The organism is Micromonospora zingiberis, assembly GCF_004331455.1.
GTDB lineage: Bacteria > Actinomycetota > Actinomycetes > Mycobacteriales > Micromonosporaceae > Micromonospora > Micromonospora zingiberis.
This window is the reverse complement of the sequence record NZ_SJJR01000003.1, coordinates 263,655-280,392: the sequence shown is the minus strand read 5'-3', so window position 1 is coordinate 280,392 and position 16,738 is coordinate 263,655. Positions and strand designations below refer to the sequence as shown.

15 protein-coding genes are annotated in these 16,738 nt (G+C 72.5%); 7 read left to right on the top strand and 8 right to left on the bottom strand.

Annotated features, from left to right (window positions below; translation table 11 throughout):
- Positions 1-13: 13 nt before the first annotated feature.
- On the bottom strand, positions 14-1,312 hold the full coding sequence (locus E0H26_RS06565) for an AI-2E family transporter (protein ID WP_131302057.1): 1,299 nt from the start codon (positions 1,310-1,312) through the stop codon (positions 14-16).
- A gap of 167 nt (positions 1,313-1,479) precedes the next feature.
- On the opposite strand from E0H26_RS06565, the gene E0H26_RS06560 reads away from it, so the two are divergent.
- Positions 1,480-1,818 (top strand): GroES family chaperonin, encoded by a 339-nt coding sequence (locus E0H26_RS06560; RefSeq protein WP_131302054.1) that lies wholly within the window; start codon positions 1,480-1,482, stop codon positions 1,816-1,818.
- A 113-nt stretch (positions 1,819-1,931) separates the two neighbouring features.
- On the top strand, positions 1,932-2,099 hold the full coding sequence (locus tag E0H26_RS29160; RefSeq protein WP_165521770.1) for a hypothetical protein: 168 nt from the start codon (positions 1,932-1,934) through the stop codon (positions 2,097-2,099).
- 52 nt (positions 2,100-2,151) lie between these two features.
- On the opposite strand, the gene E0H26_RS06555 is transcribed toward E0H26_RS29160, so the two are convergent.
- Both E0H26_RS06555 and E0H26_RS06550 read right to left on the bottom strand, forming a co-directional pair.
- Positions 2,152-3,645 (bottom strand): PrsW family intramembrane metalloprotease, encoded by a 1,494-nt coding sequence (locus E0H26_RS06555; protein WP_131302614.1) that lies wholly within the window; start codon positions 3,643-3,645, stop codon positions 2,152-2,154.
- 27 nt (positions 3,646-3,672) lie between these two features.
- On the bottom strand, positions 3,673-4,929 hold the full coding sequence (locus E0H26_RS06550; protein ID WP_240742050.1) for an FUSC family protein: 1,257 nt from the start codon (positions 4,927-4,929) through the stop codon (positions 3,673-3,675).
- Positions 4,930-5,091: 162 nt separating this feature from the next.
- Between E0H26_RS06550 and E0H26_RS06545 the strand changes: the two genes are divergently transcribed.
- Entirely contained in the window at positions 5,092-5,751 is a 660-nt protein-coding gene (locus tag E0H26_RS06545; protein ID WP_131302052.1) for an HD domain-containing protein, read from the top strand.
- Here E0H26_RS06545 and E0H26_RS06540 read toward each other — a convergent pair.
- Complete coding sequence (locus E0H26_RS06540) at positions 5,720-6,037, bottom strand: DUF4031 domain-containing protein (RefSeq protein WP_131302049.1); 318 nt, start codon at positions 6,035-6,037, stop codon at positions 5,720-5,722. The two genes, E0H26_RS06545 and E0H26_RS06540, sit on opposite strands and share 32 nt — an antisense overlap.
- A 67-nt stretch (positions 6,038-6,104) precedes the next feature.
- Between E0H26_RS06540 and E0H26_RS06535 the strand changes: the two genes are divergently transcribed.
- Positions 6,105-7,505: an FAD-binding oxidoreductase gene (locus tag E0H26_RS06535; protein ID WP_131302045.1), complete on the top strand. Its 1,401-nt coding sequence runs from the start codon at positions 6,105-6,107 to the stop codon at positions 7,503-7,505.
- A gap of 94 nt (positions 7,506-7,599) precedes the next feature.
- Here E0H26_RS06535 and E0H26_RS06530 read toward each other — a convergent pair whose 3' ends face one another.
- A complete protein-coding gene (locus E0H26_RS06530; RefSeq protein ID WP_206024933.1) occupies positions 7,600-8,130 on the bottom strand; it encodes a hypothetical protein in 531 nt (176 codons plus the stop codon).
- 85 nt (positions 8,131-8,215) lie between these two features.
- Positions 8,216-10,033 (bottom strand): glycerol-3-phosphate dehydrogenase/oxidase, encoded by a 1,818-nt coding sequence (locus E0H26_RS06525; RefSeq protein WP_131302039.1) that lies wholly within the window; start codon positions 10,031-10,033, stop codon positions 8,216-8,218.
- Positions 10,034-10,133: 100 nt separating this feature from the next.
- Here E0H26_RS06525 and E0H26_RS06520 point away from each other — a divergent pair, with 100 nt between their 5' ends.
- The 3 genes from E0H26_RS06520 to E0H26_RS06515 all read left to right on the top strand — a co-directional run bounded on the left by E0H26_RS06520 (position 10,134) and on the right by E0H26_RS06515 (position 13,343).
- Positions 10,134-12,644, top strand: a complete 2,511-nt coding sequence (locus tag E0H26_RS06520; protein WP_131302036.1) for a S8 family serine peptidase — start codon at positions 10,134-10,136, stop codon at positions 12,642-12,644.
- A 130-nt stretch (positions 12,645-12,774) separates the two neighbouring features.
- Positions 12,775-12,906: a hypothetical protein gene (locus tag E0H26_RS30270; protein ID WP_276320378.1), complete on the top strand. Its 132-nt coding sequence runs from the start codon at positions 12,775-12,777 to the stop codon at positions 12,904-12,906.
- A 194-nt stretch (positions 12,907-13,100) separates the two neighbouring features.
- The gene (locus tag E0H26_RS06515; RefSeq protein WP_131302033.1) at positions 13,101-13,343 is read left to right on the top strand and encodes a hypothetical protein; all 243 of its coding nucleotides are present in this window, start codon (positions 13,101-13,103) and stop codon (positions 13,341-13,343) included.
- A gap of 53 nt (positions 13,344-13,396) precedes the next feature.
- Here E0H26_RS06515 and groL read toward each other — a convergent pair whose 3' ends face one another.
- Positions 13,397-15,019 carry a chaperonin GroEL gene (gene groL, locus E0H26_RS06510; protein WP_099849239.1) on the bottom strand — a complete coding sequence of 541 codons (1,623 nt, stop codon included), beginning with the start codon at positions 15,017-15,019 and terminating at the stop codon, positions 13,397-13,399.
- 276 nt (positions 15,020-15,295) lie between these two features.
- Complete coding sequence (locus tag E0H26_RS06505) at positions 15,296-16,402, bottom strand: hypothetical protein (protein WP_131302030.1); 1,107 nt, start codon at positions 16,400-16,402, stop codon at positions 15,296-15,298.
- Positions 16,403-16,738: the final 336 nt, after the last annotated feature.

Below are 16,738 nucleotides of genomic sequence, written 5' to 3'. Positions count from 1 at the left end.
GGAGCGGCCCGGGTCAGGGAGCGCGTGAGGCGACGACGACCGCGTCGGGCGGGGTGTCGGGCACGGTACGGGCGGCGAGCCGACGTACCGCGGTGTTGAGCACCGCGATCAACGGGACCGCGACCAGCGCGCCGGTGATCCCGGCGAGCACCACACCGGCGGCCAACCCGATGATCACCGCGAGCGGGTGGATGGCCACCGCCCGCCCCATGATCAACGGCTGGAGGATGTGCCCCTCGACCTGCTGCACGCCGATCACCACACCGAGGATGATCAACGCGGTCACCGGACCGCTGTCGACGAGGGCGACCAGCACCGCCACGCCGCCGGAGAGCGTCGCACCGACGATCGGGATGAACGCGCCGAGGAAGACCAGGGCGGCGAGCGGGAAGGCGAACGGGATGTCGAAGATGACCAGGAAGATGCCGATGCCCACCGCGTCGATGAAGGCCACCAGCACCGTCGCCCGTACGTAGGCGACCAGGGTGGCCCAGGCGGCGCGGCCGGCGTCGTCGACCTTCCAGCGGGCGGCCACCGGCAGCAGCCGGACCAGGAACCGCCAGATCAGGTTGCCATCACGCAGGAAGAAGAACGCCGCGAAGAGCACCAGGACCGTACCGGTCAGCACCTCGGCCAGGGTGGTCGCGGTGGAGAGGGCGCCGCTGGTGAACCGCTCGGTGTTGTTGTTGACCCACTGCTGGGCCTCTTCGAGATAGCGGTTGAGGTCGTTGTCCGACAGGTGCAGCGGCCCGGTCTTCAGCCAGTCCTGGATCTGCTGGAGGCCCTGGGTCGACTTGGCGGCCAACTCCGGTACGCCCTTGATGAACTCGTTCACCACCAGCGTCAGCGTGCCGATCACCGCGGCGAGACCGGCCACCAGCACCACGGCCGTCGCCAGCGACCTGGGCAACCGGGCCCGCAGCAGCCAGCCCACGGCGGGCGCCAGCAGCGCCGAGAGCAGCATCGCCACGGCGAGCGGGATGATCACGATGCTGATGGTGCTGACCAGTTTCACCAACGCCCAGAACACGACGCCGACGACGATCAGTCGCCACGACCAGGCGGCGGCGATGCGCAGCGCGTGCGGCACGTCCGCGTCGTCGCGGCTGGCGGTGGAGGAATGCAGGGCCGGGGCGGATTCCGCGCTCACCACGGTGGCATCCGGCGGCGCCACCGGCCCGGGTTCCGCCGGTGAGGCCGCCCGGGCAGGCTTGGGTACGTCGGGCGGCGTGCTGCGCGCGGCGCGGACCGTTTCCCGTCCCGACTCGTACGCGCGACGCAGTCGCCCGCGTAACCGCTCGAATCGGCTCAAGGGCACCTCCCGGCAAGATTCGGCCCGTGCACGGCGCCAGGTCGGACAGGATACGCCCGGCGATTCGACGGTAGGCCAGTTCCACCACACACATTGCCCCGTCCGGCGACCCGGTGAACCGGTGACCACCCACGGCGTGCCGGAAACGACACGGTAGCGTCTGCGGCGTGACAGCCGACCCGAATCTCGACTCCGGCCTGCCCATCCGGCTGCTGCACGACCGCGTTCTGGTGCGGATGGAGGGCAGCGAGGGCGAACGCCGCTCCACCGCCGGCATCGTGATCCCGGCCACCGCAGCCATGGGCAAGCGCCTGGCCTGGGCCACTGCGGTGGGAGTCGGGCCGCACGTACGCTCGATCGTCTCCGGCGACCGGGTCCTCTTCGACCCCGACGACCGCTCCGAGGTCGAGCTGCACGGGCGCGGCTACGTGCTGCTGCGTGAGCGCGACGTGCACGCGGTGGCCGCCGAGCGGGTCGAGGAGGACGCCACCGGGCTGTACCTGTGAGCCCACCCCGGCGCCCGATGAGCCGGCCCACGCCTGCCCGCTGACACCGTCCGCGTCGTTTGCCTCGCTCCCCGGTGGGAAGCCAGCCGCACCACCGGCCCTGGGGAGGGACGATGCCGGTATTCGTGAAGAAGGTGCTGGCCTGGGGAAGCCTCGCGTTCTTGATCTATTTCATGGCGTTCCGGCCCGAGGGCGCCGCCCAGATGTTCAAGGCGATCGGCGCCGCCCTGGTGATGATGGCCCAGGGGCTCGGCGACTTCCTCACCAGCCTGATGACCTGATCCGCCACGGCGGGCGCCGGAGAATGCCGGCCGCCGCGCCGAGGGGAGCCGGTCAACGGTGCGGCGGCCAGGGTGCCGGCGGCCGGGGTCCGTACCAGCCCGGCGGGGGGTAGCCCGGATACGGGGGCGGCGGGGGCGGCGGTGCGGCGAGCACCACCGGGATCGGCACCACCGGCTCCTCCGGCGCGTCCACCGCACGCTGCGACCCGTCCGGAAAGCGCAGGTGGTAGCGGTGACCGTCCCAGACGCCGACCGGAGCCTGCGGGTCCCGACCGACGAAGAACGACCGGTACGCGCTGATCGCGTCGAGCAGCTCCCGTTCCTCCCGCGCCGTCCGTTCCCGGTCGACGGGCCGACGGTCCAGCCCGCGCAACGCCCCGTCGCGGAGCAGCGCCAGCCGGGTCGCCGCGAACTGGTAGCCGCGCATCGCGCGCAGTCCGGCGTCGCCGGCCACCCGTCGGGCCCACGCCCGGGCCGCGTGCCGCCGGCCCAGGCTGCTCAGCGCCGCCACCTCCGGTGGCGTGAGCCAACCGGCCCGGACGTAGTCCGGCAGGGTCCGCTCGGTCAGGCGGCCCTCCCAGGCCCGCAGCCACACTGCCAGGCCGACCATGCCGAAGAAGATCGGCACCATCACACCGACGAAACCGAAGAGCGAGATCAGCACCTCGCCGGTGGCCTGGGTGAGCGTCGGGATCAGGTTCCACGCGCCGTGCAGCATCATCGCCAGCAGCAGACCGGCGATCGGGGCGAGCACCCGGACCCGACGGTCCGCCGTCCGCGCGGCGATACCCAGGCCGATGCCGGTCATCGCGGTGAACAGCGGGTGGGCGAACCCGAACAGCAGGATCCGGACGATGAAGATGGCGATCACCTGCTGCGCGCCGGTCGCCGGACCGTACTGCTCCACGCCCGAGGCGTACCCGTATCCACCGAGGTAGAGAATGTTCTCCACCATCGCGAAGCCGATCGCGGACAACCCGCAGTAGACCAGGCCGTCGGTGATCCCCGACCACTCCCGGCGCCGGAAGAGCAGCAGCAGGATCGGGCCGAGCGCCTTGGTCAGTTCCTCGATGAAGGGTGCGACCAGTACCGCGGTGAGCGCGACCGGCAGGCCCTGATCCTCGAACCACCCGGCGGCGGTCTCGTTGACCGTCAGTGATGCCGCGGTGGAGACGAAGGCACCCCAGGCGAAGCAGAAGATCAGGTATTTCAACGGCTCCGGTTCGTACCGGTCCAGCCAGAGGAAGCAGGCCACCAGCACCGGCACCGGCAGGATCGCGGCGGCGGTGCCGATCAGCAACGCCTCCGGGCCGAGGTTGGTGCCGAGCGTGAAGAGCATGAAGATCGCGCAGGCCGCGATCAGCAGGATCACCCCGCTCAGCACCAGGGCCCGCTGCCAGCTCAGCCGGCGGCGCGGCATTCCGGGTGCCCCGATGCCCCCGGGCGGTGCGGCGGGCACGGACGGCGACGGCGGTAGGTGCCCGCCGGACGGGGTGTCGGCCATGCGGCCAGCGTAGTCATCCCCGGCTCGTCGGGCCGGGCGCATCGGCCGCACCGGCGGCCACCTGCGCGCTCAGCCGACCGGCGGCGCGGCGGGGCGCTTCGCGGTTGGCTCCGGGCCGGCTGGCGCCCCGGGCCGCTCCGTCTCGCCGAAGGACTGCCGGACCAACCGGTTGGCCTCCTCCTGGCTGATCCCCGAGGCCACCATCAGGTCACTGGCGGTGGTACGCACCTGGGCCACCACCACACTGCCGGAGAAGCCGACCCCTTCGGCGTACGCCCGGCCGGCCTCGCTCACCGCGCGCAGTGAGCGCTCCCGGGCCTGCTCGGGCTCCTCGCCCTGGGCGAACTCGCGCTTGAGCAGGCGGACCGACTCGGCGAGGTGGGCGATCGCGTGGGGCATCGGTTCGGGGACCGGTTCGTCGTCCTCGATCAGGGTGACCGCGCGGCGGATCAGGGTGCCGCTGTTGCGCATCGCCCGGTCGATCGGGTCGGCCGCGTCGGCATAGTGGGTGAGTTCACTGCGCCGGTGCCAGCGCGCCGGGGAGAGCAACGCCGTCTCCTTGGCGCCCTCGATCGCCTCGGTCAGCGTGGCCAACTCCTGCTTGTTGTCGCGCAGCCGGTCCAGCGCCGCCTGGATCCTCTCCTGGTTCCGCTCGCGCAGCCCGTCGGCGGTGGCGTCGAGTTGCTCGGCGAGCAGGTCCAGGGCGGGTCGGGCGGCCCGGTTGAGCACCCGCAGCGGGTTGAGCGGTAGCAGGACCGCGGTGACCAGCAGTGCGATGGTGCCGCCGACGGCGGCGTCGATGAACCGGGTCGGCTCCAGGTTGGCGACCGACGGGCTGAGGGTCACGATCAGCACCGCGGTCGCCGCCGCCTGGATGACGATGGCGACGCTGCCACCGGCGAAGATGGTCAGCAGGATGGCCGCGGTGACGACCAGCCCGAGCTGCCACGGGCCGGTACCGAGGAAGTGGATCAGCAGGTCACCGATGGCCACACCGACCGCCACGCCGACGATCAGCTCCACCGTCCGGCGGAACCGCTGCCCCACCGACACGGCGAGGGTGCCCACGGCGGAGATCGGGGCGAAGACCGGCTGCGGGTTGCCCAGCAGGTCGTGCGCGGCCACCCAGCTCAGCCCGGCGGCCAGACCGGCCTGCACAGCCAGGCCGAGCGCCATCCGTACCCGGTGCAGCCGGTCGTGCAGGGTGGCCTTGCTCTGCCGATGCAGCTGCGCCACCGTCTCGGCGATCCGCGCCGTGTCCACGTCGGACAGGCTCTCCCGCACCCGGTTACGGCGCAGCAGTGGAAATCGTCGATCCCGGGCCACCGCCATGGCCGCGACTACCCACCGCACGCCGGGACATTCCTCCCGCAGCGGGCCCGCCGTCCCGGATCACCCGGTCGGGAACGGCACGACGCCGGGTGCCGCGCCCGCCCCGGTCCGACACCGACACCGGCACCGGCAGCGCCGGTACGGCAGACTGGCCGGGTGGCAGGCCTGATCGAACGGTGGCGCGCGGCCGTACGGGCCGCCGGGGCGACCGAGCCGACGGCGGCCGAGGCCGCCGGGGCGGAGTTGCTCGAACGGTGGCGCGAGCCGCACCGGCACTACCACACCGTCGCCCACCTGACCGCCGTGCTCGACGTCGTCGACCGGTACGCCCCGGCGGCGCCACGGCCGGACCTGGTCCGGCTCGCCGCCTGGTGTCATGACGCGGTGTACGACCCCCGGGCACCGGGTGACCACAACGAACGCGACAGCGCCGCGCTCGCCGGCACCCTGCTCGCCCGCGCCGGGCTGCCCGACTCCGAGGTGGCCGAGGTACGCCGGCTGGTGCTGCTCACCGCCGGGCACCGGGTGGACCCGGCGGACGCCGACGGGGTGCTGCTCTGCGACGCCGACCTGGCCGTACTGGCCGCGCCGGAGCCGGAGTACGACAGGTACGCGGCCGCGATCCGGCGGGAGTACGCCCACGTACCGGAGGTCTCCTACCGGGTCGGTCGTGCCCAGGTCCTCACCAACCTGCTCGCCCTGCCCGCCCGCTACCGGCTACCCGCCCTCAGCGACCGCTGGGAGCCCCGGGCCCGCGCCAACCTCGCCCGCGAACTGCACGCCCTCACGCCTTCCGATCCGGCGCCGCAGGGGTGATCGACCGACCGGCCGGGCCGGGCATCCGGTGCAGGTGTTTGGGGCGGCGGAGGTCGGCCGCGTACAGCAGGCGGACCAGGTCGCGGCTGGGACGCACCTGGGCACCGAGCCAGACCGCCATGGCGAACCGGTCGGCGGGAATGTCGTAGTGGTCGCGGTCGAAGCCGCGCCGGGGTGCGCCCAGCGTTTCGGCGAACACGTGCAGCTCGGCGAGGGACACGTCGCTGATCAGGTGGGACCAGAGGCGGCCCCGCGCCGGCCAGGCCGGCCGGTCGACGTAGATCACGGCAGCCACGGTACCCGGCGGCACGCCCGGTTGATGATCACCGGTGACCGGTCGTAGCCTCGGCGACATGGCCGCCTCCCCGCTCCTCGACGACCTGCGTGCCGCCCTCGGGCCGGAGGCGGTGCTCACCGACCCGGACCTGCTGCGTGGGTACGAGCGGGACGAGGCCGACCTGTGCGCCGCCGGCACGCCACTGGTGGTCACCCGGCCACGCCGCACCGAGGAGGTGGCCGCCGTGGTGAGGGCGGCCGGGCGGTACGGCGTACCGGTGGTGCCGCAGGGGGCGCGGACCGGATTGGCCGGCGCGGCCAACGCGGTCGACGGCGCGGTGGTGCTCAGCACCGTGGCGATGGACGCCATCCTGGAGATCGACCCGGTGAGCCGGATCGCGGTCGTCCAACCCGGCGTGGTCAACGCGGCACTCAGCGCCGCCGTGGCCGAGCAGGGCCTGTGGTATCCGCCCGATCCTGGCTCCTGGGAGTCGTCCACCATCGGCGGCAACGTCGCCACCAACGCGGGCGGCATGTGCTGCGTCAAGTACGGCGTCACCACCGAATACGTGCTCGGACTGGAGGTCGTGCTGGCCTCCGGCGAGGTGCTGCGCACCGGTCGTCGTACCGCCAAGGGGGTGGCCGGGTACGACCTGACCCGGCTCTTCGTGGGATCCGAGGGCACCCTCGGCGTGATCACCGAGGTGACCGTGGCGCTGCGGCCCGCCCCGGCGGCGTCGCTGACCCTGGTCGCCGTCTTCGGCTCGACCGCTGCGGCGGGCGAGGCGGTGGCCCGGATCGCCGCCCAGGGCCTCTCCCCCAGCCTGCTGGAACTGCTCGACCGCACCCATCTGACGGCGATCGAGGCGTACCGGCCGATGGGGCTGCGTACCGACGCCGAGGCGCTGCTGCTGGCCGCCGCCGACACCGGCCCGAGGGCCGCCGAGGACCTGACCGAGCTGGCCGCGGTCTGCACGGCGGCCGGTGCCGAGGAGGTGTACGCGGCCACCGACGCGGTGGAGGCTGCCGCCCTGTTGCAGGCCCGACGGCTGGCGCATCCGGCGATGGAGAAGTACGCCACGGACACGTACCCGGGCGGCAACGGTGGCCTGATCATCGACGACCTGGCGGTGCCCCGGGGCGCGTTGGCCGCACTGCTCGACGGGGTGGCCCGGATCGCGGCCGAGTGCTCCGTGCCGATCGGGGTCGTCGGTCATGCCGGCGACGGCAACCTGCACCCCAACATCGTGGTGGACCGGGCCGACCCGGCCAGCCTGGAACGCGGCCGACGGGCCTTCGACGAGATCATGCGGCTCGGCCTGGATCTCGGCGGCACCTGCACCGGCGAGCACGGCGTCGGGCTGCTCAAGCGGGACTGGCTGGCCCGGGAGATCGGGCCGGTCGGCGTACGGGTGCACCAGGCGATCAAGTCGGCGCTCGACCCGGCCGGTCTGCTCAATCCCGGCAAGGTGCTCTGACCCCACGACCGCCCGGCCCGTGCCGTCGGCCGGGCTCGGGCGGTGTTAAGCAGGGGCCCTTCCTATACAGAAGACGTTAAGAAGGTGCCCTTCCTTACTTCGGCGAGGTGAGCTCCGCCGGGGTGTTCTGGGTGAGCAGGTACAGGATCTCCTCCGCCAACGGAGGGCGTTCCTCCCCCGGGCAGTCCTGCGAGGTGATCAGGCCGGCGGTCGTCAACAGGCTGGAGGTCAACGCGCCGACGCAGGTCACCTTGTACCCGCGCGCCTCGTCGGTCTCCTTGGTCAGCGCCGGTTCGGCGAGCAGGAACTGCAACCGCTCCACGTGCTCCTCGCTCAGCGTGCCCGTCGAGGACACGCCGTCGCCGGCACAGTCGACACACTCCCAGCGCCCGTCCGGCTCCACGTTCAAGGTGCGCAGCGGGCCGTCCGTGCCCTCGTTCTGCAACAGGCTGACCCGGTGCTTCCCGACGACGGCGGCGCCACTGGCCGGGGGCGCACCGCCGCCGGCTGTGCCCGGCTGCTCCGCTGTCTCGCCCTGCTCGCCGAACGGGGCGCACCCGGTCAGGGCAGCCGCCAGCAGGGCGGTAGCGGAGAGGTAAGCCAGCCGTGACCAGGAAAGCGCCATCACGCGCGGAACTTACCCCACCGTAGGTAGCGAGCGTAACCCGTCAAGTGGACATCCAACGCAAACGTCCTCCGATGTGGACCGGTCAGCGTGGAAGTCCGGCGTCGTCGGCGCCCCGGTCGGCGGCGTAGCCTCGCACGTCCGGCGCACCCAGTCGCGCCGCGTCGGCCGTGGCGTCGTCCGGCATCAGCTGTGACTGCCGTTCGGCCACCACCCGGGACCGGTAGTGCGCCACCTCACGGGCCCGGCGGGCGTCGTCCCACCCCAGCACCGCACCCATCAGCTCGGCCGTGTGCTCGGCCGACTCCAGACCCCGGTGGGTCGTCTCGAAGGAGATCCGGGTACGCCGGGTCAGCACGTCCTCCAGGTGCAACGCACCCTCGGCCCGAGCCGCGTAGGTCACCTCGGCCGCCAGATATTCCGGTGCCCCGGCCAGCGGGGAGGCCAGCAACGGATCCGCGTCGATCAGGGCGAGCAGGTCGAGGGTCAGGCTGCCGTAGCGTTCGAGCAGGTGTTCCACCACCCCGACCGGCAGCCCGTGCCGGCGGGCCAGGTCGGCCCGGTCCCGCCACATGGCCGCGTACCCGTCGGCGCCGAGCAACGGCAGATCGGCGGTACGCGACGGCCGCTGCCAGTTGAGCCGACGGACGGCCCGGTCGACCACGTCGGCGGCCATCACCCGGTAGGTCGTGTACTTGCCCCCGGCGACCAGCAGCAGACCGAGCATCGGCTCGATGACCGCGTGTTCCCGGGAGAGCTTGGAGGTGGAGTCGGCCTCGCCGGCCAGCAGCGGGCGCAGCCCGGCGTAGACGCCCTCGATGTCGGCGGTGGTCAACGGCCGGTCCAGCACGGTGTTGACCTGCCGCAGCAGGTAGTCGATGTCGCTGGCGGAGGCCGCCGGGTGCGAGCGGTCGAGCTGCCAGTCGGTGTCCGTGGTGCCGATGATCCAGTGCCCGCCCCACGGGATGACGAAGAGCACGCTGGTCGCCGTCCGCAGGATCAGCCCGGTGTCGCCGGTGATCGCCGAGCGGGGCACCACCAGGTGCACGCCCTTGGAGGCCCGGACCCGGATGCCGGGGCGCAGCCCGACGTCGTTGAGCATCCGCGACATGTCGTCGGTCCACACCCCGGTCGCGGCGATCACCGTGCGGGCGTGCACCTCGAACTCGGCGTCCGGGGACCCGGCAGGTGCCTCCAGGTCCCGCACCCGGACCCCGGTGACCTCCCGGGCCTGCCGGATCAGACCGACCGCCTGTGCGCTGCTCACCACGGTCGCGCCCAGGCTCGCGGCGGTACGGGCCAAGGTGACCACCAGCCGGGCGTCGTCCACCTGCCCGTCGTAGTAGCGGATCGCGCCGGCCAGCCCGTCGGCGCGCAGGCTCGGAAAGACCCGGCGCGCACCCTCCCGGCTCAGGTGCCGGTGCAGCGGCATGCCCCGACCGCCGCCGAAGAGACCCGCGAAAGCGTCGTACGCGGCCACCCCCGCGCCGTAGTAGGCCCGGCGGATCATCCGGGCGGGCAGCCCGCGTACGCCCTGACCGGCGGGGAGCGGCACCAGGAACGGCACCGGGCGGACCAGGTGTGGCGCCAGCCGGGTGGCCAGCAGCCCCCGCTCGGTGAGCGCCTCGTGCACCAGGTTCAACTCCAACTGCTCCAGGTAGCGCAGGCCGCCGTGGATCAGCTTGCTGGATCGGCTGGAGGTGCCGGCCGCGAGATCACGCGCCTCCACCAGGGCCACCTTCAGCCCCCGCGACGCGGCGTCGACAGCCGCGCCCGCACCGGTCACCCCACCACCGATGACCAGCACGTCGAAGCGTTCGGCCCGGAGCCGACGCAGGTCGCTGGCGCGGCGGGAGGGCGAGAGTTGCCCGGCAACGGACCGCGGAACATGTGGATCGCGCACCCGTCCACCGTAACGTCCGGGCGCTGCGGCGACATGTGCCGCCGTGGCCACAGGTCTTTCCGCGCACGGCGGCCGGCGACCGGCGTCGTACTGTGTGCGGATGCGGGCGGACTACTCCACATCCGGCACTGCCAGCAGCCCTTGGGCGATCGTGGCGGCGGTGCTGGTGGGCTGCTGGGTCACCGGCGTCACCCTCGTCTCGCAGACCGCCGGGTGGACGGTGGACCAGGTGCTGCTGGTCAGTGGGCTGGACTGGTCGGTGCCGCTCTGGCCGCTGGTGAGCCTGATCACCGTTCTGGTGATCGGCATCGCCGCACTGCCACTGGCCATGCTGCCCCGCTCGTCGGCGGTCCGGGGCACCGGGCGGGCGTGGCTGGCCGGAACGCTCGCGTTGGGCGCACTGGGCCTGCTGCGCGCGATCCCCCCGGTGCACCACGAGGCGTACCTCGCCGCGCTGGCCGCCACCGCCACGCTGTTAGCGCTGCTCGCAGGGCGGATGTCGCACCCGCTGGCCGGCACCGACCGGCCCGCCAGCGGACCGGCCCCCGACCCGGCGCCCGGGGTGGTGGCGTTCGCAGCGCCAGCGCCCGACCCGGCGCCCGGGGTGACGGCGCCCGGGGTGGCAGCGCCCGGGGTGGCCCAGTTACCCGCCTCCGGGCCGTCGGTGGTGACCCTCCTGGCGCTGGCCGCCGGGCTGGTGCTGTTGCTGCCCTGGGTCTGGCTCGGCGCGCTCGGCGGGCTGCTGGAGACGGTGCTCGCCGGACTGGCCGCGGCGGCCGTCGGAACGCTGGCGGGAGCGCTGCTCGATGGCCGGTTCTGGGGCTACTTCACCCACGGCGAGCCGCCCCGACCGGCGCGACTCGTGTTGCTGGGCGGGCTGGTCGCCGGGGTGGTGTTGCTGCTGGTCGGTGCCGGCACCGGCCAGTCCGGTGCCCAGTTGCCACTGCTGGTGGCGCTACCGCCGGTGGCTTTCGCGCTGGCCGCGCTGCACGCGCTGAGCCGCCGGCACCCCCGGACCGCCGGGCGCACGGCCACCGCCTGGCTGGTCGGGCTCACCGTGTTCGGCCCGCTGGCGTTCACCGATCCGGAGGAGATCAGCCTGCTGCTCGCCGGTGGCCGGGACGTACCGTTCTGGGTGGCGGTTGCCGCCGGCGCCGGGCTCGTCGTCGCGCTCGTGCTGGCGATCGCGTACGGCCTGCTGCTGGCCCGTCCGGCGGCCCGTGCGCCGCGCCGGTCGGTGGCCGCGGTGACCAGCCTGGCCGTGCTGGTCGCGGTCGGTGCGGTCGGCGTCGGTTTCGGCCAGCCGGGCCTGCACGGCGAGCGGCTCTTCGTGGTGCTGCGGGAGCAGGCGAACCTCGCCGACCTGCCGGGTGGGACGGGCAAGGCAGGCCGGGACGCCCGCGCCGGGGAGGTCTACCAGCGGCTGGTCGCCACGGCCGAGCGGACCCAGGCCGACCTGCGTCGGGACCTGCGCCGGCTGCGGCTGGACCACACCCCGTACTACCTGGTCAACGCGATCGAGGTGGATGGTGGGCCGGCGGTGCGGGCCTGGCTGGCCAGCCGGCCCGAGGTGGCCCGAGTGCTGCTCAGTCAGCGGCTGCGCCCGCTGCCGGCGCCCGCCGAGCCGTCCGGCGGCGAGACGGCGGCGCCGAACGGCCCACCCTGGAACATCACCATGATCGGCGCCGACCGGGTCTGGTCCGAGCTGCGGGTCGTCGGCGCCGGGGTGACCGTGGGCAGTTCCGATTCCGGCGTGGACGCGCGGCATCCGGCGCTGGCCGGAGGCTTCCGGGGCGGCGACGACTCCTGGTTCGATCCGTGGAACGGCACCCGTACGCCGACCGACCGCAGCGGGCACGGCACCCACACGGTGGGCAGTGCGGTCGGCCAGGGCGGCCTCGGTGTCGCGCCGGGAGCGAACTGGGTGGGTTGCGTCAACCTCGACCGCAACCTCGGCAACCCGGCGTCCTACCTCGACTGCCTCCAGTTCATGCTGGCGCCCTTCCCGCCCGGCGGTGATCCGTTCACCGACGGGCGGCCGGCCCGGGCGCCGGAGATCCTGACCAACTCGTGGGGCTGCCCGCCGCTCGAAGGCTGTGACCCGGGTGCGCTACGGCCCGCCACGGACGCGTTGGAGGCGGCGGGAATCCTGGTCGTCGCGGCGGCCGGTAACAGTGGACCGCGCTGCGGGTCGGTGCAGGACCCGCCCGCGCCGTACCCGGACGTGCTCACCGTCGGCGCGGTTGACCAGCAGCGCCAGGTCGCCATCTTCTCCTCCCGTGGTCCGGCGCCGTCCGGGACGACCAAGCCGGACCTGATGGCCCCGGGCGCGGGCGTCCTCTCCGCGATGCCCGGAGGTGGGTACGCCACGTTCGACGGCACGTCGATGGCCACCCCCCACGTGGCGGGCGTGGTGGCGTTGATGTGGTCGGCCAACCCGGATCTCGTCGGTGACCTGGATCGGACCCGGCAGTTACTGCGCAGCACGGCCACTGCGGTGCGGGCCGGCACCGGTTCGGCGGAGCGGGTCGACGCCTGCGGCGGTACGGGCAACGTGGTCGGTGCCGGCCTGGTCGACGCGTACGCCGCCGTGCGGGCTGCCAGCGGCTGACCTCACGTAACGTGAGCAGCTCTCGCCGGGGGGTCAACAAAATGGTCTTGACCTGCTATCTTGCGGCCTCATGCAGGGTCATTCATCCGGCACGGCTCCCCTCCCGCCGTCGACTGCCCGGTGGCGTGGCATGACGCTGCTGGTCCTGCTGGGCGTGCCGGCACTCGTCGTGGCACTGTGCTGCGGAATCATCCAGGTGGTCACCAAGTCCGCCGTCGAAGACCCGTTCAGCGTGCGGGGCGGCATCAGCACCCCGCCATGAACGACGACCGACAGCCGACCAACCGTGATCCGGGGTCGGCGGCCAGGCAGTCCGAGACGGCCGTCACGGAGTTGACCGTCGAACGGACACCCGTACTCGGCCCAGAAGTGGGCGAATAGTGCATCGGCTCTGATAGCACCGTTCGCCCGCCCGGCTCATCGACGCCCCTTACCGTTTCGGTAGAGGAGGCAGCCATGACCACGGACGAAGATCAGACCCAGGACGGCCCGCCCGTCATCTGGGCCCCGGTCCACGAACTCCCGGGCCAACTGCCGATCGAGCGGCTGGACTACGGCGACGCCGAGCAGCTGGCGGAGATGACGGGGACGGCCGAGCCACCCGAGGAGCCACTCATCCTGGTGGACGAGCCGGTGCCGCACCGCCCGCCGTACAACCGGGCACAGAAACGACGCAACCAGCGCCCGCTGCCCAGATAGCGGAAAAGGCGGGCCGCTGACGCGGCCCGCCTTTTCCGGATTTGGAACTGGACTCAGAAGTCCATGTCCCCGCCACCCGGGCCAGCCGGGGCGGCCGGGGTCTTCTCCGGCTTGTCCGCGACGACGGCCTCGGTGGTGAGGAACAGCGCGGCGATCGAAGCGGCGTTCTGCAGCGCCGAACGGGTCACCTTGGCCGGGTCGATGATGCCGGCGGCCAGCAGGTCGACGTACTCGCCGGACGCGGCGTTGAGGCCGTGACCCGAGTCGAGGTTGCGAACCCGCTCGACCACGACGCCACCCTCAAGGCCGGCGTTGACGGCGATCTGCCGCAGCGGAGCGTCCAGCGCGATCTTGACGATCTGCGCGCCGGTCGCCTCGTCGCCGGCCAGGTCCAGCTTGTCGAAGGCGGTCTTGCCGGCCTGCACCAGCGCGACACCACCACCCGGGACGATGCCCTCCTCGACGGCGGCCTTGGCGTTGCGGACCGCGTCCTCGATGCGGTGCTTGCGCTCCTTCAGCTCGACCTCGGTGGCCGCGCCGACCTTGATCACCGCAACACCGCCGGCCAGCTTGGCCAGACGCTCCTGCAGCTTCTCCCGGTCGTAGTCGGAGTCGCTCTTGTCGATCTCGGCCCGGATCTGGTTGACCCGACCCTGGATCTGCTCGGCGTCGCCGGCACCGTCGACGATGGTGGTCTCGTCCTTGGTCACCACGACCTTGCGGGCGCGGCCCAGCATGTCGAGACCGGCGGCGTCCAGCTTGAGGCCGACCTCCTCGCTGATGACCTGGCCACCGGTGAGGATGGCGATGTCGGTCAGCATGGCCTTGCGGCGGTCACCGAAGCCCGGCGCCTTGACGGCGACCGACTTGAAGGTGCCCCGGACCTTGTTGACCACCAGCGTGGCCAGGGCCTCGCCCTCCAGGTCCTCGGCGATGATCAGCAGCGGCTTGCCGCCCTGCATGACCTTCTCCAGGATCGGGAGCAGGTCCTTGACCGACGAGATCTTGCTGTTCGCGATCAGGATGTAGGGGTCGTCGAAGACGGCCTCCATACGCTCCGGGTCGGTCATGAAGTAGGCCGAGATGTAGCCCTTGTCGAAGCGCATGCCCTCGGTGAGCTCAAGCTCCAGGCCGAAGGTGTTGCTCTCCTCGACGGTGATGACGCCTTCCTTGCCGACCTTGTCCATCGCCTCGGCGATGATCTCGCCGACGGTGTTGTCACCGGCGGAGATGGAGGCGGTGGAGGCGATCTGCTCCTTGGTCTCGACGTCCTTGGCGAGCTTCAGCAGCTCCTCCGAGACGCTGGCCACGGCGGCCTCGATGCCCCGCTTGAGGGCCATCGGGTTGGCACCGGCGGCCACGTTGCGCAGACCCTCGCGAACGAGAGCCTGGGCCAGGACGGTCGCCGTCGTCGTGCCGTCGCCGGCCACGTCGTCGGTCTTCTTGGCGACCTCCTTGACCAGCTCAGCGCCGATCTTCTCGTACGGGTCCTCGAGCTCGATCTCCTTGGCGATGCTCACACCATCGTTGGTGATGGTGGGGGCACCCCACTTCTTCTCGAGCACGACGTTGCGGCCCTTGGGGCCGAGGGTCACCTTCACGGCGTCGGCGAGCTGGTTCATGCCCCGCTCGAGGCCGCGGCGCGCCTCTTCGTCGAACGCGATCATCTTGGCCATACGGCGTTGTCCTCCTGGACACTCACGGGCCACCCGAGTTGTGTGCCCCGGATGGGCCGTCTGGTGTACGCACCTTGGGACGTCGCCACCTGGCGACGGCGACGTCTCCTCGGCCGGGCCGGATAGCCCGCGACGACCGGCCACGTGCCTCACCCGTGGTTATGCCACGAGCGCGGCCATGGCCCCACCGTCCCGACCAGCTGGCACTCACGCCATGCGAGTGCCAATGACTTGTTTAGCACTCTGCCCTGCCGAGTGCAAGCACGACCGCCCGACTCAGCCGAGTTCGGCAGCCAGTTGCCCGCTGTTCACCGGCCCCTCGTGGGCTCGCTGCTCGGCGTAGGTGACCACCAGTCCGACCAGTTGGGCGAGGTGCGCCGGCAGCGCCAGCACCGCCGCCACGGTGGTCACCAGGACCACACCCACCGCCGTACCGACGGAATCCATCGGCGTAACGCCGAACGGCAGCCGCGCCACCGACTCCACCACGCTGACGGCGAACGCGATGCCGATCACCACCCCGATCATCAGCGCCACCCGACCGAGCAGCAGACCAAGCCGGTCGCGCAGCATCCGGTGCGACCGGCCGATCGGGTCGCGGCGCTCGAACAGGTACACCGGACCCGCCATCGCCAGCGCGAAGGCCGCGTAGATGCCGGGCAGGAAGCAGAGGCAGAACCCGACGGTCAGGATCACGGTGAAGATCAGCAGCCAGCCCCAGAGACCCAGCGCCCGGCGCAGGCCGTACTGGAAGGCGGCACCGAGGCCGACCGGCTCACCGGCGGCCTGCCGGGCGATCACCCAGGTACCGGCAGCCCAGCCCAGACACTGGACCAGGCCGAAGAGCAGACTTCCGGCCACCAATGGGCCGATCCACAGCGCCGAGTCGACCCAGAAGTTGGCGGGCAGGGCCGCCGAGTCGCTGGCGATATCGGCCTCCCACCGGGCCGACGGGTCGAAGAACAACCCGAGCACCGAGAGCACCACCGCCGGCAGCACCTGGGTGAGTACGAGAATCGGCAGCAGCAGATGCCAGCCCCGGCGAACCGCGCCCAGGCAGCGCGTGAACCAACCGCCCAGCCCCGCGCCGGGCGGGGTGACCAGGGCGTCGGCGGGATCGAGCCCGTACGCCGGGTCGTGCCACCCGGAGTAGGCCTGCCCCGGATAGGTCGCCGCGGGACCCGGCTGACCCGGATGGGCCGTCGGGAACCCGGGCTGCCCGGGATAGCCCGCCGCAGGGCCGGGCTGCCCTGGATACGGCTGCCCTGGATACGGCTGCCCTGGATACGGCTGGCCCGGATACGGCTGGCCCGGATACGGCTGACCCGGATACGGCTGGCCCGGATACGGCTGGCCCGGATACGGCTGACCCGGATAGGCCACCGGCGGGACCGGCGGGCCGGGATGACCGGCCGACGGGACCGGCGGGCCGGGATAGCCGGCCCAGGGCGGTGGGGCGGCAGGCGGCGGGGCCGCAGGCGACCCGTACTCGACCGGCGGCGGGCCCGAAGACGGGCCGGGCACGGCCGGGTCCGGCGGCTGCGGGCCTGGTGCGGTCGGGTCGGTTGGCTGCCCACTGGAAGCGCCGACGGCCGGGGCCGATTCGTCGGGCGACGAATGCGGCGGACCTGCCGGGGGTGGCTGGTCGGACATGAACCCTCCTCAGCGACAGCTGGATGAGGCCCATGATCTTCCCTTGTGAGGTGTCCGCACCGCAGC

Bases quoted from the DNA above. Each gene is read 5' to 3' on its own strand.
- E0H26_RS29160 (WP_165521770.1), top strand. From the start codon at position 1,932: ATGCCGGTATTCGTGAAGAAGGTGCTGGCCTGGGGAAGCCTCGCGTTC.
- E0H26_RS06555 (WP_131302614.1), bottom strand. From the start codon at position 3,645: ATGCGCCCGGCCCGACGAGCCGGGGATGACTACGCTGGCCGCATGGCC.
- E0H26_RS06535 (WP_131302045.1), top strand. From the start codon at position 6,105: ATGGCCGCCTCCCCGCTCCTCGACGACCTGCGTGCCGCCCTCGGGCCG.
- E0H26_RS06530 (WP_206024933.1), bottom strand. From the start codon at position 8,130: ATGGCGCTTTCCTGGTCACGGCTGGCTTACCTCTCCGCTACCGCCCTG.
- E0H26_RS06520 (WP_131302036.1), top strand. From the start codon at position 10,134: ATGCGGGCGGACTACTCCACATCCGGCACTGCCAGCAGCCCTTGGGCG.
- E0H26_RS30270 (WP_276320378.1), top strand. From the start codon at position 12,775: ATGACGCTGCTGGTCCTGCTGGGCGTGCCGGCACTCGTCGTGGCACTG.
- E0H26_RS06515 (WP_131302033.1), top strand. From the start codon at position 13,101: ATGACCACGGACGAAGATCAGACCCAGGACGGCCCGCCCGTCATCTGG.
- groL (WP_099849239.1), bottom strand. From the start codon at position 15,019: ATGGCCAAGATGATCGCGTTCGACGAAGAGGCGCGCCGCGGCCTCGAG.